This is a genomic window from Gordonia desulfuricans NBRC 100010 (assembly GCF_001485495.1).
GTDB lineage: Bacteria > Actinomycetota > Actinomycetes > Mycobacteriales > Mycobacteriaceae > Gordonia > Gordonia desulfuricans.
Genome location: NZ_BCNF01000012.1, coordinates 94,768 through 118,153, shown reverse-complemented (window position 1 = coordinate 118,153; position 23,386 = coordinate 94,768). Strand labels below are relative to the sequence as shown.

The window sequence follows — 23,386 nt, the reverse complement described above, 5'->3', positions numbered from 1 at the left end:
GGTGTGAACCGCGCTCAGCCACCGGCCCGAACGTGTCGGACCCCCGTGCTGTCATGGAGGCACCTCGAACAAAGGAGCGACCCATGGCCGATCACGCAGCTGCCATCGCCGGACTTCCGCGGTGGCATCCCGACCCGCTGGTCCGTGGAACCATCGACACCATCCGCCGGGCCGGCTGGGCGGTGACCGCGGTCGGTGACGCCTGCACGTGCGGCCGCGCCGACTGTGTGCCGCCGCTGTGCGCGTTCGCCTACACCTCCGGGTTGGGGCTGCACGACATCCCCGAGCTCGTGGTCTACGGACTCGACTCGCGGACCGCCACCGTCGTCCTCAACACCCTTGGCCACCTGTTGCACCGCCACGATGGGAAGGCGCTGGTCGATCGCGAGGTCGCCATCGATCTGACCGGCACGTTCGATGCACCGATCCGCCTGATCGAGGTGGTCGACAAGTCGGATCTGCTCATCTCCAACGAGTTGTTCCCCGATCTGCCCGCGCTGCAGGTGGTCTGGGCCGACGAGCTGGGCACCTTCCCGTGGGAGGCGGGATACACCCTGCGACCGATGCAGCAGCCGGTGAAGGGGGTCCCGCGCGCCGACGGAGGGTTCGTGCGTGGTCAGCGGACCGTACTCGGCGCCAATCGGGCGCAGCGACGGGCCGCCCGACGTCGTACGCCGCGCGAATGATCGTCTGCTCGAAATTCGGCACAATGGAGTGCGTGATGTGGGCATGAGGCAACTGGCACCCGGTGAGAACACCGTGCTGCCCGGCACCGTCGTGGCGGTGTCGGTGCGCTCGGTGTCACCGGTGAACACATCGGCGGTGCTGCTCACCGCAGCCGGGCGCGTCCGGTCCGATGCCGACTTCATCTTCTACAACCAGCCCTCCGGACCCGGCGTCTCCTACCGTTCCGAGGGACCGGTGGACGTGATCACCGTCGACACCGCCCGCCTGCCCGCCGACATCGAGACGGTGGCGATCGCCGCGAGCCTCGACGGCACCGGACCCACCGCCTTCGCCACCGCGGGCACCCTCGAGGCGTCGGTCAGCTCACCGTCGGGCGGGGAGCCGCTGGGCTTCACCCCACCCGGGCTGACGAGCGAGTCCGCGGTGGTCTGTCTCGAGATCTACCGGCGCTCGGGCGCATGGAAGGTCCGCGCCGTCGGCCAGGGTTACGACACCGGGTTGACCGGTCTGGCAACAGCGTTCGGAATCGACGTCGAGGACGATCCCCCTCCGCCCGGCCACTCGCCACGGATGGCCGATCCCCAGCCGTGGCCACCGCCGCCCACCCCACCGACACCCACCCCGGCACCGTCCACACCCCACGGGCCGGCGCCGACCGTGTCCACGTCACCCGCCTCCACCCCCTCCGTGTCGAGTGCACCCGGCCCCACCCCCACGCCCCGCGGCCCCGCGCCCGTTCGCCCAGCACCCGTCTCACCGCCTCCGGGAGTCTCCATGCACAGTGACCTGTTCGCCCCCAGCCACGCCGAGGTCGACGGGATCGGCATCCAGAAGCAGGGCAGCAAGATGTGCCGGGTGGGCCTCAACGGCGAGATCATGGCCCGCGCGGGATCGATGGTCGCCTACCAGGGCGACCTCAAGTTCGAGGCCCTTGGTTCGGGCGGGTTCGGCCGCATGATGCGGCAGGCGATGTCCGGTGAGGGCGTCCCGCTGATGAAGGTGACCGGTCGTGGCGACCTGTTCCTCGCCGACGCCGCGTCGGAGGTGCACCTGATCGATCTCGACGGTTCCGACGGACTGACCATCAACGGTGCCAACGTGCTCGCCTTCGACCCGTCGCTGCACTACGACGTCCGGCGCGTGCACGGCGCCGGGTCGATGAGCAACGCCGGCATGTTCAACTGCGTGTTCACCGGCCGTGGCCGGATCGCGATCACCACCGACGGATCGCCGGTGGTGCTCAACGTCGACTCCGCCACCTACGCCGACCCGCAGGCCGCCGTGGCCTGGTCGTCGAGCCTGCAGACCTCGGTGAAGTCCAACGACTCGTTCAACCTCGGCACCCTGATCGGCCGCAGCACCGGTGAGCGGTTCACCCTGGCGTTCGCCGGCCACGGATTCGTCGTCGTGCAACCGTCCGAACTCCCCCGCCGCGGCATGATCGGCGGCAGCGGCAGCGGTGATCAGGCCGGTGTCGGCGGCATGCTCGGCGGATTCCTGGGGCGCTGAACCGCTCTCGCCCCGGCGGCGCCGCATCGAGGGGACGCGCGCCTGTCAGCACGCCGCGCGCACCTTGTCTCACATCGCAGACCGCAGGTCCGCGACGGCGTCCTCGACATAGGTGCCGAGCGACCGCACAGCACCCGCGGACACCCACTGTGCAAAGGCGACCTTGAAGACCGCCACCCCGACCTCGGCGATCACGGCGGCAGGCCCCGCGGGCGTTCCCCGCTCCTCCAGACGTGCCGCCACGGCGTCGGCGAGCATGTCGAGCTTGCGCAGTTCCCGCTCGCGCAGGCTGCCACTGGCGTCGATCACGGCAGCACGCCGCAGCGCGTAATCGACACGTCCATCGAAGAAGTCGGCCGTCGCGGCGAATGCGGTGGCCACCACCTCGATCCCCGGTAGACCCCGCGGGCATGAGTCCATCGCCGCGAGCACCACGCCCTGCAGGGTGTTGCTCCCGTCGAACAACACTTCACGCTTGTCGGCGAAGTGCCGGAAGAAGGTGCGCTCGGTGACCCCGGCCCGCGTGGCGATGTCACCGGCGGTCGTCTGATCGAAACCTCGCTCGGCGAACAGCTCGACGGCCGCGCTCGCCATGCGGGTGCGCGTGTCCGGCTCCCAACGTCCCATGGACGAATAATAGGTGATGACAGTTTCTGACATCGGTGCTACCGTCGATGATGTCAGAAACTGACATCGCAGCATCGCTGCGCTGCCGATCGATCACCGACGATCGCAGCACCAATCCTGTTCCCGTTCCCACAGAGGAGTCACCAATGCGCGTATTCGTCACCGGCGCCACCGGCTGGGTCGGCTCGGCCGTCGTTCCAGAACTCGTCGATGCGGGCCATGACGTGGTCGGACTCGCCCGATCCGACGCCGGCGTCCGGGCACTGACCGCCACCGGCGCACAGGCCGTGCGCGGCAGTCTCGCCGATCTCGATGTGCTCCGGCATGCCGCGGCCTCCGCCGACGGTGTCGTCCATCTCGCCTTCATCCACGACTTCACCCGGATGGCCACCTCGATCGAGACCGACCTGGCCGTCCTGCACATGTTCTGCGACACGCTGGCCGGCAGCGACCGACCGTTGCTGTTCGCGTCGGGTATCCCGTTGCTGGGCGGATCGAAGATCGCCACCGAACTCGACACCAGCGCGGCAAGCCCCCGTGGAAGCGTCGAGGCACAGATCCTGCCCGCCGCCGAACGCGGAGTCCGGACGGCGGCGTTACGCTTCGCCCCCACCGTGCACGGCACGGGCGATCACGGATTCGTCGCCCAACTCACCGACGTCGCACGCCAGGCCGGCCATTCCGGATATGTGGGTACCGGCGAGAACCGTTGGCCTGCAGTGCATCGCAGCGATGTCGCGACCATGACCCGGCTGGCGCTGGAGAAGGCACCGGCCGGGTCGGTCATACAGGCCGTCGGCGAGGAGGGCATACCCACCCGGACCATCGCCGAGGCGATCGGCCATAGCATCGGCGTCCCCAGCCGCTCGGTCACCGCCGAACACGCCACCGAACAAGCCGGATTCATCGGCACACTGTTCGGCGCGGACCTACCCGCGTCGAGTGCACGGACGCAGGACCTGCTCGGCTGGACCCCGGTGGGACGCACCCTGATCGAGGACATCGAGGCCGGCGCGTACACCGACACCGCACACGTCGGTTGAGTCCGGTCCGGTGGTTCGGAGTCCGCACGACCTGAATGTCCCGCCGCAGGATGTCAGTACCTGCTGCAGGTGTGCAGTGCCTTCTCGACGGCCTGGTGTGTGGCCTTTCGCTGCTGCGCACCGGCACCACGATCGTGTCGGAACCCGACCACCGCCGACCGGTTCGGATGGTCATGACGCTCCTTGTCCCGCAGCTCCTTTCGTTGCGCGGGAGACAACAGGAGCATCTCCTCGAAGTGCTTCTTGAGCTTCGGATGAGAGTTGATCTGCTGCCACAGATGCGGATCCTGCGCCGAGAGCGCCTTTTCCACCTGCCCCACCGTGCAGGATGTTCCGTAGGCGTGATGCGGCGCCGGTGGAGTCGTGGGGGCGGCACCGGCGATACCGGTGCCCCCGATCGCACCTGCGATCGCCAGTCCGGCGACGGCGACCGTCAGCCGCCGCCTCACACTTCGCGAACTCTTCGACATTCTCGACCTCTTCCCGTACTCGTTCCCGGCCGGCGCCGGCGACTCACACACAACCGCGAAAACCTATGTGCAGCCTGAGGATCAGCCGTGAGAACACTCCAGTAAGTCTGGGTACAAGCAACGGTCAAGAACTGGTCAACCCGGATCACGACCGAGCCGGGGCAATCGCGTGGATCGTCGGCTCTCGCCGTCACAGCGGCGGGGCGACAGAGGATCGGCGGCGATGACGCAGCGGCGACGCCGGCCTGCGAGCGAGAGCGCGCGACCGCTCAGGCGAAGATCGCGACCGTCTGGGTTCCGGTCATCACCAGGCGCCCCTGCACATCCCACGCCTCCATCGACTGATAGGAGTAGCCGCCTCGTGACACGATGCTCGACGAGCGCAGCAAGAACCACCCGGCGGCATCGGCGATCTCGTCGCAGACGTCGATCGACCACAGCACCGTACTGATCGGCGCCACATCCGAGAACGCGGTCATCGCCGCGGGCGGGAGACTGTCGCCGAGTGCGACGAGCGCGACCGACGGGTCCACCCCCGAGGCGTCGCGGTGGCGTACCCACCAGATGATCTCGGGGACTTCGGTACCTGTCACCGGCATCGCGCCACCGGCCACGCGGCGTTCGAAGTTGCCGGCGAACGACGGCTGCATCGACGACGATCCGTCGAGGCCAGGGCAGTCATCGGGGCCGGCGACGTCGGGCCGCGCGATCCGATCGTGCTCGACGGCGCTGTCGCGCGGAGCGGAGAAGATCAGGGTCGCGTGTGCAGCAATCGAATCGCCACTGCGCGTCTCGACCCCCACACTCGTCACCGATCGACCCTCGCGTAGACGGCGCGCACTCACGGTCATCGAGGAGGCGGCGGGCGCCGTGAACGCGAACTGCGCGGCACGCAGCTGGGGGAGCACGACTCCGTCGGTTCGCTGGGCAGCCGCGACCGCGAGCGCCGCGGTGAGGCCCCCGTAGGCCGTGCGCCCCTGGGTCCATCCCAGCGGGATCGCGAACTCGGCGTCCGGATGGAAGTCCGCAAGGGCCTCGGCCAATGACACCCTGGGCACTCCGCTCTCGATAACCGTCATGCGGCCATACTATGCAGCCCGTCATAGTCCGGCGACAACGGGGCGCCGACACCCACCCGTCGCCGTACCCTCCCCCACCACCAGGTGTCGCAATCTGCCGGCCCGAGCACGATGGTGTGCGAATGCTGTTCCAACTGCCGGTGATCGACTTCCCGCTCGACACCCACCTCGATCGGATCCGCGCTCCCCTCGGCATCGCAAGCCTGCCGATCGGTCGTGACCGTGACCGAGACCGACACCGACACCGACACCGACATCGACACCGACACCGACACCGACACGATTGCATCGGCCAACCAGTTGACAGCGAATGTCTTTGTTACACAAAATAATCAACCTGCCCATCGGCAACCGACTAGCGTAGCGTGGGCTTCGCACCATGTCACAGCAACCCGCACTGTCATCGATTCGCATCCGAGGCGATTCATCATGCTCGAAGCCGGCTCCACCGTCACCATCGCACACCCCGTCGACGTCGTCTGGGAGTACTGCATCCAGCCCGACCACGTCATGCACTTCACCCCCGGCACCATCGAACTCCGCTCCCTGACCGACGGACCGGTCGCAGTCGGCACGAAATGGGAGGGCACCACCCGCATTCTCGGCCGCACGATGAAATGGAAGGGCGAGTACGTCCGCGTCGACGCCGACAAGGGAAGCGAGTTCCGCTCCACCGAGTCGCCCTTCCGGTTCACCATCACCACGGAGGTCACCGAGACCTCGGCCGGCACCGAGTTCAGTTATCACGTGCTCAGCGAGCAGGGCCTCGGCGGCATCTTCGGCAAGATGGCCGATCCGATCGTCGTCCGCGCCTATCAGCGCTCGCTGAACGCATCGGTCGCCGACATCCCCGACCTCATCGACGACTGGCTGACCGAGCACTGAATCACTGCCGGACACCGAAAGCACGATCGGCCCCACCTCCGAGGGAGGTGGGGCCGATCGCACAGATCAGTGTGCCGCTAGACGCGGCGCGAAGTCACCAGCTGGACTTCTGCACGCCCGGGAGCTCACCGGCGTGCGCCATCTCACGAAGGCACACACGGCACAGGCCGAACTTGCGGTACACCGAGTGGGGGCGACCGCACTTGTTGCACCGGGTGTAGCCCCGCACGGCGAACTTGGGCTTCTTGTTGGCCTTGTTGACCAGAGCCTTCTTTGCCATGTCAGTTGTCCTTGCTGTTGTTGTCCTTGAACGGGAAGCCCAGGTGACGCAGCAGCGCCCGGCCTTCGTCGTCCGTGGTGGCAGAGGTCACGACAGTGATGTCCATACCGCGCGGCCGGTCGATGTTGTCGATGTTGATCTCGTGGAACATCGACTGCTCGTTCAGGCCGAAGGTGTAGTTGCCATTGCCGTCGAACTGACGGTCGCTCAGGCCACGGAAGTCGCGAATACGCGGCAGGGCGATCGACACGAGGCGGTCGAGGAACTCCCACATGCGGTCGCCACGCAGGGTGACGCGGGCGCCGATCGGCATGCCCTCACGCAGCTTGAACTGTGCGATGGACTTGCGGGCGCGACGGATCTCGGGCTTCTGGCCGGTGATCAGGGCGAGGTCGGCGACCGCACCGTTGATCAGCTTGGCGTCACGGGCGGCGTCGCCGACACCCATGTTCACGACGACCTTGACGACGCCCGGGATCTGCATCACGTTGGCGTAGTCGAACTCGGTGTTCAGCGCGTCCTTGATCTCGGCGCGGTAGCGAGTCTTCAGCCGGGGCTGAACCTTTTCGGTACTGGTCATGTCAGATGTCCTTCCCGGTCTTGCGCGAGATACGGACCTTCTTGCCGGTCTCCTCGTCGACGCGGTAGCCGACGCGAGTGGGGTTGCCCTCGGAATCGACGACCATCACGTTCGAGACGTGGATGGAGGCCTCCTGGGTCACGATGCCGCCCGAGGATGCGCCACGCTCGTTGGCCGAGGCAGCGGTGTGCTTCTTGATGCGGTTGACGCCCTCGACCAGAACACGCTCTTCCTTCGGGAAGGCCTGGATGACCTTGCCCTTGGCGCCCTTGTCCTTGCCCGAGATGACGATCACGGTGTCACCCTTGTGCACCTTCATGTCAGATCACCTCCGGTGCCAGCGACACGATCTTCATGAACTTCTTCTCACGCAGCTCACGGCCGACCGGGCCGAAGATGCGGGTACCGCGGGGATCGCTCTCACCCTTGAGGATGACGGCAGCGTTCTCGTCGAAGCGGATGTAGCTTCCGTCCGGGCGGCGGCGCTCCTTGGTGGTGCGCACGACGACGGCCTTGACGACCTCGCCCTTCTTCACGTTGCCGCCAGGGATCGCGTCCTTGACGGTGGCGACGATGACGTCACCAATGCTGGCGTAGCGCCGAGACGAGCCGCCCAGCACGCGGATGCAAAGGATTTCCTTTGCCCCGGTGTTGTCGGCGACCCGCAGGCGAGACTCCTGCTGAATCACTCGATTCTCTCCTTGACCTGGATGTCGTCGATGCGCCGGACCGCTTGCACGATCCACCGCATCTGTGCGCCGGATTTCCGACCCAGGCGCACACGGTCTGTTGCCACCGAGCACACGCCTGCCTTGGACTTTCCGCAGGTAGCGGGCCATCCCAGTGGGTTCGTGTGCCGATTCGCAGTACTCGCGTACCGCAGGCAACCCGTCAAGTGTAGGGGAAACCGCAGGTCGGAACCAAATCCAGGTCCGACGGCCGGTATCCGAGCGCTCCGAAGATGATCTCTCACCGCCGATGAGAATCCAATTCTCGTCAGGTTCGAACCGTGTTCGCGGTCGACCGCCCGTGACTCGCAGCATGAAAGAGCGCCACGATCGGCGTGGACGGCCGGCGACGACCGCCGCGGTCGGCGTGACCTCCTCGAGGAGGCTCCACACCGAGGACTGCCCTGTCCCGCGGGGTAGATCGCTCCCACGACGTCCCACCGCGGCTGTGCGCGTCCATGCCGTGCCTCGACGTCGGCAGGCCCTTGGCCGACGTTTGCGCCACACTGCCGTCGATCTGCAGATCACCCTCGTGCGTCCGACTACCATCCGGACATGACCTTGTCTCCCGGACGGGACCGGTGCCGGGCATGATCCACGTCGTCGACGCACATTCACCCCCCGATCCGGAGTTGCCGCCGGTCACGTCACTGGCACCACCGATCGTGGCGGTCATCACCGACACCGACCGGCCGCCCTCGCCGTACTGGCTCGGTCTGGCGTCTTTCACGCTCACCGAATCGCCCACCGATGACCCCCGTTGTGTTCGGGTGGACTCCATCGACGACTCCCTCGCCGTGATCGAATCCGGCTGTACCCGGATGCCGATCACCGCGGCGACCACCGCGGACGTGTTCCGGGTGGTCAACACCGACGGTGATGTCCGGCCGGCGCTGGTGACGGAGTCGTTGGCGTATTCCACGCTGCAGTCCGGCCCCGAGTTCGCGCAGTGGATGGCCGAGCGCGGACCGACCCGGATCGCCACCGACCCTGAGGAACCCGTCGTCTATGAGCGGGACGGCGATGCACTGCGCATCCTGTTCAACCGCCCGTACCGCCACAACGCCTTCACCGACGCCATGCGTATCCGGCTACTGGAGGCGCTCACCGTCGCACAACTCGACACCTCGATCACCGACGTCGAGATCCGGGGCGCCGGGCGATCGTTTTGCAGCGGTGGCGATCTGGCCGAGTCGGCGCCTTCGAGAATCCGGCAGCGTCTCACCTCGCCCGGACACGACACAGTCCGGCACTCGCGCTCGACGCCCTCCGCGGGCGCCTCGGCTCCCGCTGCCGCGCCATCGTGCACGGCCAGGTCCTCGGCAGCGGCCTGGAGATGGCGGCCTACTGCGGACGCGTGACCGCCCACCGGGATGCACGGCTCGGGCTTCCCGAACTCAGTGTCGGACTGGTCCCCGGCGCGGGTGGAACGTACAGCATCTCCCGACGGATCGGCCGTTGGCGCAGCGCCTACCTGGTACTGTCCGGCCACTCCATCGATGCGTCGACGGCGTTGGAGTGGGGTCTCGTGGATGATGTGGTCGACGATGCGGGCTGAGCCCCGTGCCGACCGGAGACATCGTTCTCCTCGCTGATCGTGCCTACGTCACCGGTGTGGGCATCTCGCTCGCCGGGTGAACGCCCGATGACGTCAGTGGTGAACCGCCGGAAGTGCCCTGCGGTCAGCCTGACCTGCAGGCACTGTGCTCAACCGACAGCGGACTCAACCGACGCCGGGTGACGCCGACGAGGGGTGATCCCGACTCAACGAGTCGCTGTCACCCGATCCACCCGGACGTCCCCGGGCGCGGCGACGACATCGGCCCACGGGCGATCGAGGATCAGCAGGTCACCCGGATCGCCGACCTGTACGCGCCGCGGCGGACCGTCGGGCCGGGCGGCGGGGGTGCAGTGTGCGGCGACGGCCTGCGCGACGCCGATCCGCTCACCGGTGTCGCCGACGACCCGTCCGCTCGCGGTCCGGCGTTCGGTGGCCGCGGCGATCGTCTGCCATGGGTCGAGCGGGCCATAGGGTGCATCACTGCTGAGGGCCACGGGCACCCCGGCACGGATCAGTGACCCGCAGCGGTAGAGATCTGCGTGCTCGGCTTGCGGTGTGCCGTCGAGGAAGTCGTCTCCGCGATGCGGGAGGAAGCCGGGCTGGGTGACGACGACGACTCCGAGTCGCGCCAGCAGTTCGCCGCCTTCCGCGGGCACCATGCCTGCGTGCTCGATGCGGTCTCCCGGCCTGACCCCGGCGATCTCCCAGGCGGCGAGCAGCAGCGCGAAGGCGACACGACTGACGCAGTGCACCGCGACCGACCGATGGTCGGCGTGTGCCGCGGCGATCCGTGCGACCAGATCGTCGAGGTCGGGGAGGTCCGAGTCGGCGATGACGATCTTGTACGGCCCCACCGTGATCCGCGGATGATCCAGCCGGCGCCCGACGGGAACCCCGAGCAGGTGCAGCCGGCCGGTCACCAGCCCGTCGTCGACCGCCCGGATCAGCGCACCGAGCCTGTGCTCGTCGAGATCTGGAGTGGCATCGGTGGATTCGACGATCCCGAGGTCGTGCAGGCGCCGTCCGACATCGGTGAGATCCGGTGGCCCCGACCGCGGGAGCCGCCATCGCAGCCAGTCGTCGGCGCGCCACACGCGGCCGGTGGGTAGACCCTCGGCGTCCACCTCCACCCCGGGATGGCTGCCCGCGACGATCCCGGCGGCGCGCAGCGCGGCGGTGTTGAGCATCCACAGCGCTCCGCTGCGGTGCTGGATCCGAACCGGCCGGCCCGGTTCGATCCGGTCGAGTTCGGTGGTCGTGAGGTCACCAGCCACCGATTCGACGTATCCCACACCCCGCACCCATCCGTCGGGTCCCGCAGGGGCGGTGTGCAGCGCGGTGGCCAGCGCGGTGCGGTCGGTGACCGTGGGCGGGCCGCAGTGCACCGACGTCGACACCGCCGCCATCGCATGCAGATGCAGGTGGTGGTCGGTGAAGGCGGGGATCACCGCGGCTCCGGCCGCATCGACGACCTCGTCACCGGGCCTTCGTATCCCGGCGCCGACGGCGTCGATGACCCGGTCGCCGCCCGGTGCGCGTGCGATCCGGATGTCGAGCGTGGCGGAGCGCCCGAGGTCGGCCCGCTCGATCACCACACCCGCATCCATCCGGTCAACCTACCGGTAGCGTGATCGGCGACGGCGAAGGAGACCTCGATGACCGGTGACCGGTGGGAACAGTCCGGCCTGGCCTTCCTCACCGGCGATCCCGACGGCCCGCCCGATCACAGCTGCGCCCCACTGCTCGATCGCGCCCAGGCCAACCTCGACCGTTTCCGCACGCTCACCGGCGTGCGCGCATCGCACCCCGACGCCGCCGAATTCCTCAGCGGCCGAGCCGCACTCACCGGTTTCCGGCGCGGCGGCCGGATCTCGGCGGGTGGCGCCGCCCGTCTGATCGCCGCCCGCGACACGTGGTGTGCGCTGTCGCTCCCCCGCCCCGACGACGTCGATCTGATCCCGGCACTTCTCCGGCATCCCCTCGAGAACACCGATGTCTGGCCTCATGTGGAGGCCGCGGTCGCCGAGTCAGACGCCGCCGAGTTCGTGGCGCGAGCACGACTGCTCGGACTGGCCGCGGCGGTTCTCGGTGAGGTCACCCCGGCCCCGACCCCCATCCGATCCCGCGGCACGACACGGGCGCACCGCCCGATGGGCGATCTCCTCGTGGCCGATCTCTCGTCGCTCTGGGCGGGACCGCTGTGCGGTCGGCTGCTCGCCGATGCCGGAGCGACGGTGGTGAAGGTGGAGGGCGTGACGCGCCCGGACGGTACGCGGCGCGGGAATCCGGAGTTCTTCACCTGGATGAACGGGCCGAAACTCACCTATGCGGCCGACTTCTCGCGAGATCCCGCCGCGGTGGCGCGGCTCCTGCAGGCCGCCGACGTCGTCATCGAGGCCTCACGCCCGCGGGCCCTGGCCCGGTATGGGCTCGACGCCGATGGTCTGGCGCCGCGTCCCGGTCAGGTGTGGCTGCGGATCACCGCACATGGAGCCGAGAACGAGGCGGCACAGTGGGTCGGCTTCGGCGACGACGCGGCGGTGGCCGGTGGGCTGGTCGGCCACACCCCGCGCGGCCCGGTGTTCTGTGCCGATGCGATCGCCGACCCGCTCACCGGGATCGAGTCGGCGCGGCTGGTGGCGGAGGCCCTCGACGGCGGTGGCGGGCGGCTGATCGACGTGGCGTTGTCGGCGGTGGCGGCACGTCACGCCGCCTGCGGGACGACCGGACCCGGTGCCGGGGCGCTCTCGCCCCGTCACGACCCCCGAACACAGAAGCCACCGATCCATGGCCCGCAGACAGAGCGACGGCCGGGTCTCGGTGAGACCCGGCCGTCTGTGCCGCTGGTCGGCGGTCACCCGATCCGTGCGGTCGGGGCCGACAACCCTGTGGTGGACGCGCTCGTCGACGAGCGGCTCACCAGTCCTCGAGGCGGGTGATCCCGTCCTGCAGCGCCCGCGCGAGCAGGTGCGTCTTGGTGGGGGCGGGACGCCCGACTGCGGTGTACTTGGCGCGGATGCGGGCCAGGTGGGTGCTGACCGTCGATGCCGCGATGAACAGCGCCTCGGCGGCTTCCTCCTTGGAGTCGGCTGCGAGCCACGCCATCAGCACCTCGACCTCGCGGCGCGAGAGCTTCGGTTTGCGCAGCGGCGGTGCCGTCGGCACGACCGGCTGCTGGCGCTCGACGCCCGGTGCGACGGGCCGCCCGGGGATGGGGCGCTCATAGTGGGGACGACGGTAGTCCGCGATGCGGGTCACCGGCTGGCGCATCGGCTGACGCGACTGGGGTAGGGCCCGTCCGGGCACACGTGCGGGGGAAACCGGGATATCGGTACTTGCGGTCGTCACCGTAAGTCCTCCTGTTCCGGTGGTCGCGGGGCCGACCACTCACCTTCTGACTGGGTTCGTCACAGGTTATTTTAAGGTGCCGCTCAGTCTTGCAACAGTCCCCTAAAGGGGGACCACACTTGCACCCTCAACTATTTTCGCACGTCAGCGGGGGTGTCCCCAGTTCTGGGGCCATCGCCGAGGCCGACCGTCGCCACAGAATGGTCCCTCAGGACGTGATAATCAACTCGTCTCTTGGTGTCCCCCTCACGGATGACGATCGTGGCGAACGGATCACGCCCCGGCGGGCTCACCCGGACGGTGACCGCCGCACCGGCGTCCAGACCGGACAGGATCTCCACCACCACCGCCCGGACACCGGCCAGCACCTCGGGACGCGCGGCGTCACCCGCGTCGTCGAGCAGGGTCACCGAGACGCCACGCTCGCGGGCCGCCCATACGGCATCCACCACGTCCGGGGCGTCGAGCGACGGGGCACGGATCCCGTCACGCAGGCGCCGCTCGAGCAGTCGGGCCCGGAGGGTGTCGGCCTCGGTCAGCACCTGCGACGACGCGATACGTTCGAGCAGGACGCGCGCCTGCTCGTCGAGCCGGGCCAGTTGTACGTCGCGTTCGGTGAGCGTGGCACGGGTGGCGGCCTCCTCGGTCACCTCCCGCAGCGTCTGGGCCCGCAACGCATAGATCTCGCGGGCGGCCGGGCGGATGATCGTCGCGAACAGCGTCGACATCAGCAACACCGCGATACCGGGGATCTCCGAACTCAGCCACGCCTGCGTCCCGGTGAGGAAGAGACCGGCCACCACCGACACCACGACCGAGGCGACGAATCCGATCCATGCGGCCAGCACCCGCCCGCGGACACACAGGAATGCCAGGGTGGCCGACACACATCCACTGACCACCCCGAACGCTATTGCCGGTGGCGGCTCGACCGAGATCATCACCAGCGGCACCGCCACCGACGGCAGTCCGGCGACGACGACGGTCGCGCCTACGGCGAGCGGATCCCGGGGCGCGAGCAGCAACACCACCGCCCCGAGCACCGAGAGCGCGAGACCGAGACCGAAGACCGGCCAGTCGAGAACCCCACCGCTGCCGTAACCGGAGGCCACGACCGCCGCGGTGGCGAACCAGACGATCACCCCGAACGCCACCGGCGACTGCATTCCGATGATCGTCGAGGCATCGTTGCGCGGGCGGCGCCACCGCCGTCCACATGCCTCGTCCGGGCCACCGGTCCCGGCGCTCACTCCCACACCTCCGCGGGCCGCTGCCACCAGACACCGACGGTCGTGCCGTCGCCGGGTTCGCTGCGCACCCGCGCCCCGCCCCCGGCCACCGATGCCATCCGCAGCCGGATGCTCACCTCTATTCCGAGGCGTTCGGGAGGGACCGCGGCGGGATCGAACCCGGCGCCGTCGTCGACGGCGCCGGCGCGGATGTGATCGGCACCGAGTTCGACGAACACCGCGCTCTGGGCTTCCGGGCCGCCGTGGCGGACGCTGTTGCGGACGGCTTCGGCGAGGGCCTCGCTGATGGCGGCCACCACCTCCACCGGGTAGCGGACCTCGCCGTCGGCGGGGAGGTCGGTGATCCGCACCGCGACCGCGTCGTCGACCGAGGCGACGGTGACGCGCAGCCGGGCCGCCGCGTCGTCGCGGGACAGGTCGGTGATCTCGGGCGACTGTGCCAGATCGTCGAGCGTGTCGAGGGCGCGGCGGGCCTGGGCGGCCAGGCGGCAGTCGACGGTGCCGGGTTCTGCGGCCAGCAGGGTGGCGATCACATGGTCGTGCACCAGCGCGTCGAATCGTGCGCGTTCGATGTCCCGGGCGGCGGTCGCGGCGGTCGCCGATGCCGCGGCGAGTGCCGCCTCACGCGTCTGGTCGAGGGTGCGGCCGGTGCGCCGCACCATCGCGGCGGCGATCAGATAGACCGAGCTGTAGGCGATACCCCACAACGTCTGGGTCGCGGTGCCCCACCCGAGGTCGCCGTCACGCCCCAGTCCGGTCGAGACGGTCGACACCGAGATGCACACCACCAGGCTCGCCGCGCCGACCGGGAACGGACGCACCAGAACGGTGGCGAGGCTGGGCAGTCCACCGAAGCTCATCAGCCACGACACCCGGTCGAGATCGCGGGACACACCGTCCCAGGCGAGGAACCACAGGCCGCTTGCGATCAGATACCCGATGGTCGTGGACAAGGCGATCGCCGCGAGCAACCGCTGGTCGAGTCGATCACGAAAGCTGTAGGCGAACAACACGATCCCGGGCGTGAAGGCAATGATCGCGCCGACCGGGGTGAACCACAGTGCGACGAAGACCGCGGTGGAGGCGAACTCGCCGATCGACACCAGCAGATAGGCGATGAATCCGCCGCCGACGAACCGGGCCATCAGCCGCTGGATGCGCGCCTCTCGCCGCCCCACGGCCACCGAGGTCAGGGCCATCCGGTGTCCTGGGTCCCGTGCCGGCCGCGCTCCTCGGCCCCGGACTGGTTGCGTTCGGGCACCGGGAGCCAGCCGTCCTCGATGGCCCGCTTGTACAGGTCGATCTTGGTGCGCGTCGGGCGTCCGGCGTCGGCGTACTTCTGGCGGATGCGTTTGAGGTATTCGTTGACGGTCTCGGCCGTCACCCCGAGGGCCTCCCCGACGCTTGCCGAGGTCTCCCCGGAGGCATACAGCGCGAGGACCCGCTGCAGCTGCGGACTCAGGTCGACCGCGGCGAGTTCCGGATCGCCGTCGATGGCGGCGGCCCATTCGGTGGTCAGCACCGCGGTGCCCTCTCCGGCTGCGCGGAGGGCCGCGCGGATCTCGTCTTCGGAGGCCGACTTCAGGACCACGCCGAGCGCACCGGCCTTGGCCGCCGAACGCAGCAGCGCCGGATGCTCACCGGAGGTGTAGACCACCGCCCCGATCCCCGCGTCGCGCAGCCGGTTGACGTTCTCGCGCGGGGTGGTGCCGTCGTCGAGACGCAGATCGAGGAGCACGATGTCGAGATTCGCGCCCCCGGCGAGCAGTTCGTCCACGGTCGCCGCGGCGCGTACGAGTTCGAGGTCGAGCTGGTCCTCGAGAATGCGTTCGACACCCCAGATCGGTGATCGATGGTCGTCGACCATCCCGATTCGTAGAACCCGTCCAGCCATGACACCACTTCCCGATCACCGACCATTCGCCCTGCTCCCTGTTGGGTATCACGGTGGTGCGACGAAGTCCTCAGCACACGGCCGAATCCGGGGTGAAATCGTTCGAATGGCGGTTTCGCGGGCCATGGATTCATCGATTCGGTAAAGCCACCCGGGCCAGAAATAGAACGTGTTCTAATAGTCCGGTGATTGCACAGGAGGCCCGATGAGCACCCCGGCCCGCCACGACGTCCTCGGCACCACCGTCACCATGCCGGTCGAGATCCGCGAGGCGCGATGCTTCGTCGCCGGGTTCACCGCCGATGCCGCCGCCATGCAGGCGGCGATCGACGCCGCCGGGACCGGTCGGCATCGCCCCACCCCGCTGCGCATCCGGCCCGGACGGGGGATGTGCATGCTCGTCTTCGTCGACTATGTCGACGGCGATCTCGGCCCGTACAACGAGTTCGGCGTGTGCTTCCTGGTGGACGACCCGGCAGCGCCGGCCTCACCGGTCACCGCACTGCGACGGCTCGTCGCCGGGAACGCCCGCGCCCTGATCCACCGGCTGCCCGTCGACGGCGAGTTCACCCTGGCCGCCGGCCGCGGTATCTGGGGATTCCCGAAGATCCTCGCCGACTTCGACGTCGACCACGACTCCCCCACCCGTCACGGCCGGGTGAGCCAGGACGGCAGCCTGATCGCCGATCTCACGGTCAAGCCCGGGTTGTCGGTGCCGTCGTCGGCGGCCGAGACCACCCTGCACGCCTACTCCCAGCTCGACGGCGTGCTGCGCAGCACGCCGTGGCGGCTGCGGTCGATCACCGGCACCCGCACCCGGATCGGCGGGGCGACGCTGACGCTCGGCGACCACGAGATCGCCGACGAACTGCGCACCCTGAAACTGGGGCGGCACGCACTGATGACCACCTCGGTACAACGTCTGGCGATGAGCTTCGACGACGCCGCCGTGGTGTGATGGCCTGACGGCATCGCCACCCCTACCTCCGTAGACTGGGCCCACACGTCCAGCCCGACGGTGAAAGTGTGGTGCGCGATGAGCAATCTGGAGACCGAACCTGCCGAGGTGCACTGCCACACCGACGCCGCACCGGCGGAGGGGGCCGGAACGATCCGGATGGACATCCTCACCGCACGCGACGTGCCACTGGGCGGCCCGCGCGCGATGACGGTGCATCGCACCCTTCCGCAACGGGATCGCTCGCTCATCGGGGCCTGGTGCTTTGCCGACCACTACGGACCCGATGACGTCGCGGCCACCGGCGGCATGGACGTACCACCACATCCGCACACCGGTTTACAGACGGCCAGTTGGCTTTTCACCGGCGAGATCGAGCACCGGGACACGATGGGCAACCATGCCATGGTGCGCCCCGGTGAGCTCAACCTGATGACCGCCGGTCACGGGATCGCCCACACCGAGGTCTCCACCCCCGACACCACGGTGCTGCACGGGGTGCAGCTCTGGATCGCCCTGCCCGCGTCGGCGGCCGATACCGCCCGCGGTTTCGCCCACTACGCGCCACCACTGATCACGGCCGGCGAGGTCACCGCCCGGGTCTTCCTCGGCGAGCTGCTCGGATCGGCGTCGCCGGTGCCGACATTCACCCCACTCATGGGCGCGGAACTGCATCTGCCGGCGGGGAGCCGGGCCGTCCTCGATGTTCGCGCCGACTTCGAGCACGGATTCCTGGTCGATTCCGGTTCCGTGGCGATCGCCGAATCCGCCTCCCGCACAATCGAACGGACCGAGCTGGGGTATGTCGGCCTGGGAGCCGAGCAGCTCACGCTGGTCAACCCCGGTTCCGATTCCGCCCGGGTGATCGTCCTCGGCGGCCTGCCCTTGGGCGAGGACATCATCATGTGGTGGAACTTCCTGGGACGAAGCCACGACGACATCGTCCGGTTCCGCGAGGAGTGGATGGACCACAGCGAACGGTTCGGCCAGGTTCAGGGTTATACCGGTGAGGTGCAACATCTTCCGGCTCCGCAACTCCCGGGGACCCGGCTCCGTGCGCGGGAGAACACGCCGGGTCGGGCGCACGACTGATCACCCTCGAGTCGGAAGTGGTTGCGAACACCGCTGTCTCACCGGGTTTCGACACGGGTCCTCGCCCAAGGGCTCGGTCCCGGCTCAACCATCAATTCCCCAAACCACAAGCACCACACGATGGTTGAGCCGACGAGGAGCGCAGCCACGAGACATGTCGAAACCTCAGACGGCCAACCTCACGACGCAACAACAGCCCACACGAACACCCAAGAGCTCGACCCCGGCTCAACCAACCATTACCCAAACCGCAAGAACCACACGATGGTTGAGCCGACGAGGAGCGCAGCGACGAGACGTGTCGAAACCTCAGACAGCCGACCTCACGACGCAACAACAGCCCACACGAACACCCAAGGGCTCGGCCCCGGCTCAACCACCCACTACCCAAACCGCAAGAACCACACGATGGTTGAGCCGACGAGGAGCGCAGCGACGAGACGTGTCGAAACCTCAGACAGCCGACCTCACGACGCAACGACGGCCCACGCGAGCGACGATGGGCTCAGCCGATGTCGGCGACGAAGACCGCACTGCGTCGTAGCGCTTTGCGTGCGGCGTCGGGGAGACCGTCGGCGTCACCGCCGACCGGCACCACCCGCGGGTTGACGATGTGGCACTGTGTGCCGGACAGCCGGACGTCGGCGGCCCCGGCGGCGAGGATGTTGCGCACCCAGTCGGTGGTGCCGTGGATCATCGCGACGGCGAGCACCCCATCGCCACGGAACGCCCGCACCGGGGTCCGGAACGTCTCGCCGGTGACCCGACCGCGATGGGTGATGGTGGCCAGCGCCGGGGTCCGGCGGGCGATCGGACCGAGGACGGGCTGCAGGCCCAACACGATCCGCTCGATCGGTGCGGGCAGCAACACCGGTGTGTCCGGGGTGTCGTTACGGGGTGGATAGCCGGCCACGGGACGCCTCCTCGACAGGATGATGAGACCCCCATTGTGATCCAGCGACGGACATCTGGCGAACGACCCCTGTTGCTCAGCGTTTGAGCATCTCCGCAGCCGCCGCGCCTGCCGCCGGGTTTCCGCCCCGACGAGCCGTAGGTCTCGGCGACATCCACTCCGCGGTGCCCACCGACATCTGACCGCTGCTGACATCGGTGACCTGGGCCTTCGACTACAACCAGCTCTGGGCGTCGATCGCGATCATCATCGTGGTCTCGGTACTGGCCTATGCGCTCGTCGGCGGACTCGAGCAGACCGTCCGCCGCCGGATGGCCGGGGCGGTGTCGTGGTGGGATCGGGTCAGCGGGGTCTGGTCAGCGGCCCAGCAGCCGGGCGAAGTTGTCGATACCCGCCTGCTCCGCGCGGCGGCTCGCATCCGAACCGTCGGCGGTGTCTGCGACCGCATCGGCGGCCGGGCGACGACCCGAGCGCACCGCGCGGGCGGGGCGGGTGCCGGCCACAGCCGCCAGTTCTGCTGCCGCACGCCTGATCCGGGTGTCGAGCGAGGTGGTGTCACCGGAACCACCGGCCCAGTCCTCGGACGCGGCGTACACCCCGGTCGGCACCACCACGGTGCGCAGATACCCGAACAGGGGGCGCAGCGCGTGGTCGAGCACCATCGAATGTCGCGGGCTGCCACCGGTTGCCGCGATGAGGACCGGCTTGGCGGTCATCGTATCCACGTCGACGAGGTCGAAGAAGGTCTTGAACAACCCCGAGTACGAGGCGTTGAAGACCGGGGTCGCCACGATCAGCGCGTCGGCCTGCTGCACCCGCTCGATCGCCGCCCGGGCCGCACCGCCGGCGAAACCGGCGGCCATCGAGGCCCCGAGGTCCACGGCGAGGTCCCGCAGGTCGATCACCGTCACGGTGACATCGACTCCGTCCGAACCGAATTCGGCGGTCGTCGCAGCGACGAGCCGGTCGACGAGCATCCTCGTCGACGACGGCTCACCGAGTCCGGCGTTGACCGCGACGAGATCCACGGCGCTCATGCGTTCACCTTCTCTGTGTTGTCGGCGGAATCGGCCTCGGCGTCGCGGGCGGTGACCAGCGAGGCGTGGGTCGGGGCGTCGGGGACGTCGGCGGGGCGGCCCGCGGCGAAGCCCTTGCGGAGTTCGGGCAGCACCTCACCGAGCTCGTCGAGCTGCTCGAGCACCGTCTTCAACGGCAGCCCGGCGTGGTCGACGAGGAACAGCTGACGCTGATAGTCGCCGAAGGTGTCACGGAAAGACAGTGTGCGGTCGACGAATTCAGCCGGGCTGCCGACGGTCAGCGGGGTCTCGCGGGTGAAGTCCTCCAGCGACGGGCCATGTCCGTAGACGGGGGCGTTGTCGAAGTACGGCCGGAACTCGCGAACGGCGTCCTGGGAGTTCTTGCGGATGAAGAACTGTCCGCCGAGACCGACGATCGCCTGGTGCGCCTTGCCGTGTCCGTAGTGCTCGTAGCGCTCGCGGTAGAAGTCGATCAGCCGCTTGGAGTGTTCGGCGGGCCAGAAGATGTGGTTGGCGAAGAAGCCGTCCCCGTAATAGGCGGCCTGCTCGGCGATCTCCGGGCTGCGGATCGAGCCGTGCCACACGAACGGTGCGACGTCGTCGAGCGGGCGCGGAGTGGAGGTGAAGGAGGTGAGCGGGGTGCGGAACTTGCCCTCCCAGTTCACGACGTCCTCGGTCCAGAGCCGGTGCAGCAGATGGTAGTTCTCGATTGCCAGCGGGATGCCCTGCCGGATGTCCTGACCGAACCACGGGTAGACCGGCCCGGTGTTGCCGCGGCCGAGCATGAGGTCGACGCGCCCGTCGGCGAGGTGCTGCAGCATCGCGAAGTCCTCGGCGATCTTCACCGGATCGTTGGTGGTGATCAGGGTGGTCGAGGTGGACAGGTTCAGCGTGCTGGTCTGGGCGGCGATGTAGGCCAGGGTGGTGGTCGGCGACGACGAGAAGAACGGGCGGTTGTGGTGCTCACCGAGGGCGAAGACGTCGAGCCCGATGTCCTCGGCCTTCTTCGCGATGGTCACCATCGCCTTGATGCGCTCGTTCTCGGTGGGGGTGATGCCGGTCGTGGGATCGGTGGTGATGTCGCTGACGCTGAAGAGTCCGAACTGCATGGCGCGCCTCCGAGGTGCCGGTGGGTAACTGTCACCCAGCATAACCGGACCTTGGTCCGTTTAATTCCTGCGGGGCGCCTCCTCGAGCGAAACCTACCGGTGAGTTAGTGTGGGCTTACCTAATCCTCGATGGGAGTCACGAAATGACGCTTCGGAAGTCCGTCGCCGCGGCCCTGCTGGCCGGCGCTGCAGTCTTCTCCGTCGCCGCATGCTCCAGCGACGACGACACCACCTCGACCACCACGACGTCGGCGTCCGCATCGGCATCCGCCGAGGCGAGCACCTCGGGCGAGGCCCAGGCGACCGATCTCGACGTGGCGTCGGCGCAGACCATCCTGCGCACCGCACTCAACCCGGACACCTCGAGCGAGCAGCTCGACACCGTGGTCGACACCTCCAACCCGGCCACCAAGCCCGCCCTGCAGGCCTACAACAAGGGCGCGTCGGCCGCCGGCTACGGCCCCGAGGTGTACGAGGTGAAGACCGTGAAGGCCGATGGCGACAAGGCCACCGTCACCGTCGCCGTGACCAGCCCGCACGCCCCCGATCACCCGGTCGACCTGGACCTGACCTACGTCAACATCGACGGCACCTGGAAGCTCAGCGGCAGCGTCGTCGAGCAGCTGTCGTCGATGATGCCCGGCGGTCACTGACCTCATCCGGTACCGATCCATCCGGTACCGACCACAGACGCCCCACCGGACCCGTCCGGTGGGGCGTCTGTCATCTCCGCACCCGGCGCCCGCGACGGGGACGACGAGGAACAGGGAACGCGATCTTCGGCGGACCGGGATGTCGGCGGACGTCGGTACACTCGGACCCGGCCCATGGACCAGGAGGAACGGATGACCCGGACCGATCACCCCACCAGTCCGATCGCGCCCGCGGTGACCGATCAGCATCTCCGATGGCCGACGGTGAACGACGACGAACCGCTCCCCGCCCCCGCCTCCACGGCCTTCACCTCCACCGGCACGCCACCCGCCGCACCGATCCCCGCAGCACCAGTCCCGGCCGCGGTCGAGGTCGCGACGCCGGCCACCGGGAGCTTCTGGTTGTCGCCCCGCGCCCGGCAGGACGATTCCCCGCTACCCGCGGTGGGCGACTACTGGGACCTCGGCCGCCCCGATCCGGTGCCGTACACGCCGCTGCAGCCCGTCCTCCCGCCCACGCGCCGGACCGCGCCGGTCGCACAGGCGGCAATGATCTCGGGACTGGCGTCGATGCCACTGATCCCACTGGCCGGCCTCGGCGGCCTGGTCGGCGCACTGGCCGTCGTCCTCGGACTGGTAGGGGCCTTCCAGATCGGCAGGCGCCCGGACTACCGCGGTACCGGCCGCGCGATCACCGGGATCGTGCTGGGCACCGGCAGTGCCATCGTCGGATTGCCGATCCTGTTCCTGGTACTGCTGATCGCGGGACTCTGACGTCCGATCGCGGGGATGTGGGCCTGAGCGCAGAGCTCCGGGCCTTGATCGTGGGAACCCGAGTCGGTTCAGCCGACGGCGCGCAGTCCCTGCGCCGGACCGGTGTCGATACCGCGCCCGATCCAGGTGACGACATCGTCGAGGACCCGCTCACAGCTCTTGCCGTCGATCACCGACGCCAGCGACGGCGCACAGTGGAGCAGGGCCGCGAAGAAGGCCGCATGCGGCGAGAGTCCGCGGGCCTCCATCACGATGGTGTACTCGCGGATGGATCGGTCGAGATCACCGAAGGTGATGGCCTCGCCGAAGACACGCACCGCCACCAGACTGGGCGTGATCAGCGCACGGCGCCCGACCTCTGACACCACGGCCTCGACCTCACGATCGGATACCACATCGGCCTCCTCGAACTGGCCACCACTGAGGGTCCGCCGACGGAACACGTTCTGCTCACTGTGCCCGACCGAGGCCGCTTACACGGAGTGGCCATCGGCAGCTGTGACGAATCACACAGTCCATAATGACAATACTTTCGCCACCGACGATACAAGCGCAACCGCGTGAGGAAAATGTGAAAGATGTTGCTGATGTGAAAGTGTTACGGGTGCGACACCCGGCGGCGACATCGGCTCGCCGCCGGGTATCTCCCACGGGTCACTGCCCGGTGGCGTCCCCGCCGCCCGCACGCGCGGCCTTGTCGGCCTCCATGGCGTCGATCAGGCTCTGGGGCCGCAGATCGGTCCAGTTCTTCTCGACGTATTCCAGGCATGCGGCCCGGCTGTCCTCACCGAAGACCTTGGTCCAGCCCGCCGGGATGTCGGCGAAGACCGGCCACAGCGAATGCTGGTTCTCGTCGTTGACCAGCACGAAGAATCGACCGTTCTCGTCATCGAAGGGGTTCGTCATCTA

27 protein-coding genes and 1 pseudogene are annotated in these 23,386 nt (G+C 68.6%); 10 read left to right on the top strand and 18 right to left on the bottom strand.

Going from position 1 to position 23,386, the window contains the following annotated elements; genetic code table 11:
• Nucleotides 1–83: 83 nt before the first annotated feature.
• Entirely contained in the window at nucleotides 84–686 is a 603-nt protein-coding gene (locus GD1_RS02160; RefSeq protein WP_020790434.1) for a DUF4262 domain-containing protein, read from the top strand.
• A gap of 43 nt (nucleotides 687–729) precedes the next feature.
• Complete coding sequence (locus GD1_RS02155) at nucleotides 730–2,196, top strand: AIM24 family protein (protein ID WP_053777938.1); 1,467 nt, start codon at nucleotides 730–732, stop codon at nucleotides 2,194–2,196.
• 69 nt (nucleotides 2,197–2,265) lie between these two features.
• On the opposite strand, the gene GD1_RS02150 is transcribed toward GD1_RS02155, so the two are convergent.
• Entirely contained in the window at nucleotides 2,266–2,823 is a 558-nt protein-coding gene (locus GD1_RS02150) for a TetR family transcriptional regulator (RefSeq protein WP_053777897.1), read from the bottom strand.
• Nucleotides 2,824–2,969: 146 nt separating this feature from the next.
• On the opposite strand from GD1_RS02150, the gene GD1_RS02145 reads away from it, so the two are divergent.
• Nucleotides 2,970–3,866 (top strand): SDR family oxidoreductase, encoded by an 897-nt coding sequence (locus tag GD1_RS02145; protein ID WP_053777898.1) that lies wholly within the window; start codon nucleotides 2,970–2,972, stop codon nucleotides 3,864–3,866.
• A gap of 53 nt (nucleotides 3,867–3,919) precedes the next feature.
• Here GD1_RS02145 and GD1_RS02140 read toward each other — a convergent pair whose 3' ends face one another.
• From GD1_RS02140 to GD1_RS02130, 3 genes are all read right to left on the bottom strand, one after another.
• Nucleotides 3,920–4,315, bottom strand: coding sequence for a hemophore-related protein (locus tag GD1_RS02140; RefSeq protein ID WP_244882454.1), 396 nt, complete (start codon nucleotides 4,313–4,315; stop codon nucleotides 3,920–3,922).
• A gap of 290 nt (nucleotides 4,316–4,605) precedes the next feature.
• A complete protein-coding gene (locus GD1_RS02135) occupies nucleotides 4,606–5,415 on the bottom strand; it encodes a thioesterase family protein (protein ID WP_053777900.1) in 810 nt (269 codons plus the stop codon).
• Nucleotides 5,412–5,678 (bottom strand): hypothetical protein, encoded by a 267-nt coding sequence (locus GD1_RS02130; RefSeq protein ID WP_157079347.1) that lies wholly within the window; start codon nucleotides 5,676–5,678, stop codon nucleotides 5,412–5,414. Before GD1_RS02130 ends, GD1_RS02135 begins: the two co-directional genes overlap by 4 nt.
• A 166-nt stretch (nucleotides 5,679–5,844) precedes the next feature.
• Here GD1_RS02130 and GD1_RS02125 point away from each other — a divergent pair, with 166 nt between their 5' ends.
• Nucleotides 5,845–6,300, top strand: a complete 456-nt coding sequence (locus tag GD1_RS02125; protein ID WP_020791081.1) for an SRPBCC family protein — start codon at nucleotides 5,845–5,847, stop codon at nucleotides 6,298–6,300.
• Nucleotides 6,301–6,394: 94 nt separating this feature from the next.
• Here GD1_RS02125 and GD1_RS02120 read toward each other — a convergent pair whose 3' ends face one another.
• The 4 genes from GD1_RS02120 to rplN are packed head-to-tail and all read right to left on the bottom strand — an operon-like array spanning nucleotide 6,395 to nucleotide 7,849.
• Nucleotides 6,395–6,580: a type Z 30S ribosomal protein S14 gene (locus GD1_RS02120; RefSeq protein ID WP_020791084.1), complete on the bottom strand. Its 186-nt coding sequence runs from the start codon at nucleotides 6,578–6,580 to the stop codon at nucleotides 6,395–6,397.
• A gap of 1 nt (nucleotide 6,581) precedes the next feature.
• Entirely contained in the window at nucleotides 6,582–7,160 is a 579-nt protein-coding gene (rplE, locus tag GD1_RS02115) for a 50S ribosomal protein L5 (protein ID WP_020791088.1), read from the bottom strand.
• A 1-nt stretch (nucleotide 7,161) separates the two neighbouring features.
• Nucleotides 7,162–7,479 carry a 50S ribosomal protein L24 gene (gene rplX / locus GD1_RS02110; RefSeq protein WP_020791091.1) on the bottom strand — a complete coding sequence of 106 codons (318 nt, stop codon included), beginning with the start codon at nucleotides 7,477–7,479 and terminating at the stop codon, nucleotides 7,162–7,164.
• A gap of 1 nt (nucleotide 7,480) precedes the next feature.
• Nucleotides 7,481–7,849: a 50S ribosomal protein L14 gene (gene rplN, locus GD1_RS02105; RefSeq protein WP_053777901.1), complete on the bottom strand. Its 369-nt coding sequence runs from the start codon at nucleotides 7,847–7,849 to the stop codon at nucleotides 7,481–7,483.
• A gap of 629 nt (nucleotides 7,850–8,478) precedes the next feature.
• Between rplN and GD1_RS25615 the strand changes: the two are divergent.
• A pseudogene (locus GD1_RS25615) lies at nucleotides 8,479–9,446 on the top strand (enoyl-CoA hydratase/isomerase family protein).
• Nucleotides 9,447–9,652: 206 nt separating this feature from the next.
• On the opposite strand, the gene GD1_RS02095 reads toward GD1_RS25615, so the two are convergent.
• Entirely contained in the window at nucleotides 9,653–11,056 is a 1,404-nt protein-coding gene (locus GD1_RS02095) for an amidohydrolase family protein (protein ID WP_053777902.1), read from the bottom strand.
• Nucleotides 11,057–11,104: 48 nt separating this feature from the next.
• Between GD1_RS02095 and GD1_RS02090 the strand changes: the two genes are divergently transcribed.
• On the top strand, nucleotides 11,105–12,388 hold the full coding sequence (locus GD1_RS02090) for a CoA transferase (RefSeq protein WP_059035348.1): 1,284 nt from the start codon (nucleotides 11,105–11,107) through the stop codon (nucleotides 12,386–12,388).
• Here the strand turns inward: GD1_RS02090 and GD1_RS02085 are convergent.
• The 4 genes from GD1_RS02085 to GD1_RS02070 all read right to left on the bottom strand — a co-directional run bounded on the left by GD1_RS02085 (nucleotide 12,366) and on the right by GD1_RS02070 (nucleotide 15,941).
• On the bottom strand, nucleotides 12,366–12,797 hold the full coding sequence (locus GD1_RS02085; RefSeq protein ID WP_244882452.1) for a response regulator transcription factor: 432 nt from the start codon (nucleotides 12,795–12,797) through the stop codon (nucleotides 12,366–12,368). The genes GD1_RS02090 and GD1_RS02085 overlap by 23 nt on opposite strands.
• Before the next feature lie 131 nt (nucleotides 12,798–12,928).
• The gene (locus GD1_RS02080) at nucleotides 12,929–14,047 is read right to left on the bottom strand and encodes a DUF8320 family protein (RefSeq protein ID WP_053777905.1); all 1,119 of its coding nucleotides are present in this window, start codon (nucleotides 14,045–14,047) and stop codon (nucleotides 12,929–12,931) included.
• Nucleotides 14,044–15,246: a sensor histidine kinase gene (locus GD1_RS02075; RefSeq protein WP_059035346.1), complete on the bottom strand. Its 1,203-nt coding sequence runs from the start codon at nucleotides 15,244–15,246 to the stop codon at nucleotides 14,044–14,046. Before GD1_RS02075 ends, GD1_RS02080 begins: the two co-directional genes overlap by 4 nt.
• The gene (locus GD1_RS02070) at nucleotides 15,237–15,941 is read right to left on the bottom strand and encodes a response regulator transcription factor (protein WP_238403643.1); all 705 of its coding nucleotides are present in this window, start codon (nucleotides 15,939–15,941) and stop codon (nucleotides 15,237–15,239) included. The genes GD1_RS02075 and GD1_RS02070 overlap by 10 nt, the downstream gene beginning before the upstream one ends.
• 205 nt (nucleotides 15,942–16,146) lie before the next feature.
• Between GD1_RS02070 and GD1_RS02065 the strand changes: the two genes are divergently transcribed.
• Both GD1_RS02065 and GD1_RS02060 read left to right on the top strand, forming a co-directional pair.
• Complete coding sequence (locus tag GD1_RS02065) at nucleotides 16,147–16,899, top strand: acetoacetate decarboxylase family protein (protein WP_020793526.1); 753 nt, start codon at nucleotides 16,147–16,149, stop codon at nucleotides 16,897–16,899.
• 78 nt (nucleotides 16,900–16,977) lie between these two features.
• Nucleotides 16,978–17,991, top strand: a complete 1,014-nt coding sequence (locus tag GD1_RS02060) for a pirin family protein (RefSeq protein ID WP_059035342.1) — start codon at nucleotides 16,978–16,980, stop codon at nucleotides 17,989–17,991.
• Nucleotides 17,992–18,496: 505 nt separating this feature from the next.
• On the opposite strand, the gene GD1_RS02055 is transcribed toward GD1_RS02060, so the two are convergent.
• From GD1_RS02055 to GD1_RS02045, 3 genes are all read right to left on the bottom strand, one after another.
• Complete coding sequence (locus tag GD1_RS02055) at nucleotides 18,497–18,904, bottom strand: nitroreductase family deazaflavin-dependent oxidoreductase (protein ID WP_059035340.1); 408 nt, start codon at nucleotides 18,902–18,904, stop codon at nucleotides 18,497–18,499.
• Between the two features lie 356 nt (nucleotides 18,905–19,260).
• Nucleotides 19,261–19,941 (bottom strand): CE1759 family FMN reductase, encoded by a 681-nt coding sequence (locus tag GD1_RS02050; RefSeq protein WP_059035338.1) that lies wholly within the window; start codon nucleotides 19,939–19,941, stop codon nucleotides 19,261–19,263.
• Complete coding sequence (locus tag GD1_RS02045; RefSeq protein ID WP_053777910.1) at nucleotides 19,938–21,050, bottom strand: LLM class flavin-dependent oxidoreductase; 1,113 nt, start codon at nucleotides 21,048–21,050, stop codon at nucleotides 19,938–19,940. The genes GD1_RS02050 and GD1_RS02045 overlap by 4 nt, the downstream gene beginning before the upstream one ends.
• Nucleotides 21,051–21,193: 143 nt before the next feature.
• Here GD1_RS02045 and GD1_RS02040 point away from each other — a divergent pair, with 143 nt between their 5' ends.
• Nucleotides 21,194–21,703 carry an MTB12 C-terminal domain-containing protein gene (locus tag GD1_RS02040; protein ID WP_059035335.1) on the top strand — a complete coding sequence of 170 codons (510 nt, stop codon included), beginning with the start codon at nucleotides 21,194–21,196 and terminating at the stop codon, nucleotides 21,701–21,703.
• Between the two features lie 192 nt (nucleotides 21,704–21,895).
• Nucleotides 21,896–22,477 (top strand): DUF4190 domain-containing protein, encoded by a 582-nt coding sequence (locus GD1_RS02035; protein ID WP_083533796.1) that lies wholly within the window; start codon nucleotides 21,896–21,898, stop codon nucleotides 22,475–22,477.
• Between the two features lie 68 nt (nucleotides 22,478–22,545).
• Here the strand turns inward: GD1_RS02035 and GD1_RS02030 are convergent, their stop codons facing one another.
• Both GD1_RS02030 and GD1_RS02025 read right to left on the bottom strand, forming a co-directional pair.
• The gene (locus GD1_RS02030) at nucleotides 22,546–22,872 is read right to left on the bottom strand and encodes a hypothetical protein (RefSeq protein ID WP_157079346.1); all 327 of its coding nucleotides are present in this window, start codon (nucleotides 22,870–22,872) and stop codon (nucleotides 22,546–22,548) included.
• 259 nt (nucleotides 22,873–23,131) lie between these two features.
• Nucleotides 23,132–23,383: an MbtH family protein gene (locus GD1_RS02025; protein WP_020793989.1), complete on the bottom strand. Its 252-nt coding sequence runs from the start codon at nucleotides 23,381–23,383 to the stop codon at nucleotides 23,132–23,134.
• Between the last annotated feature and the right edge of the window lie 3 nt (nucleotides 23,384–23,386).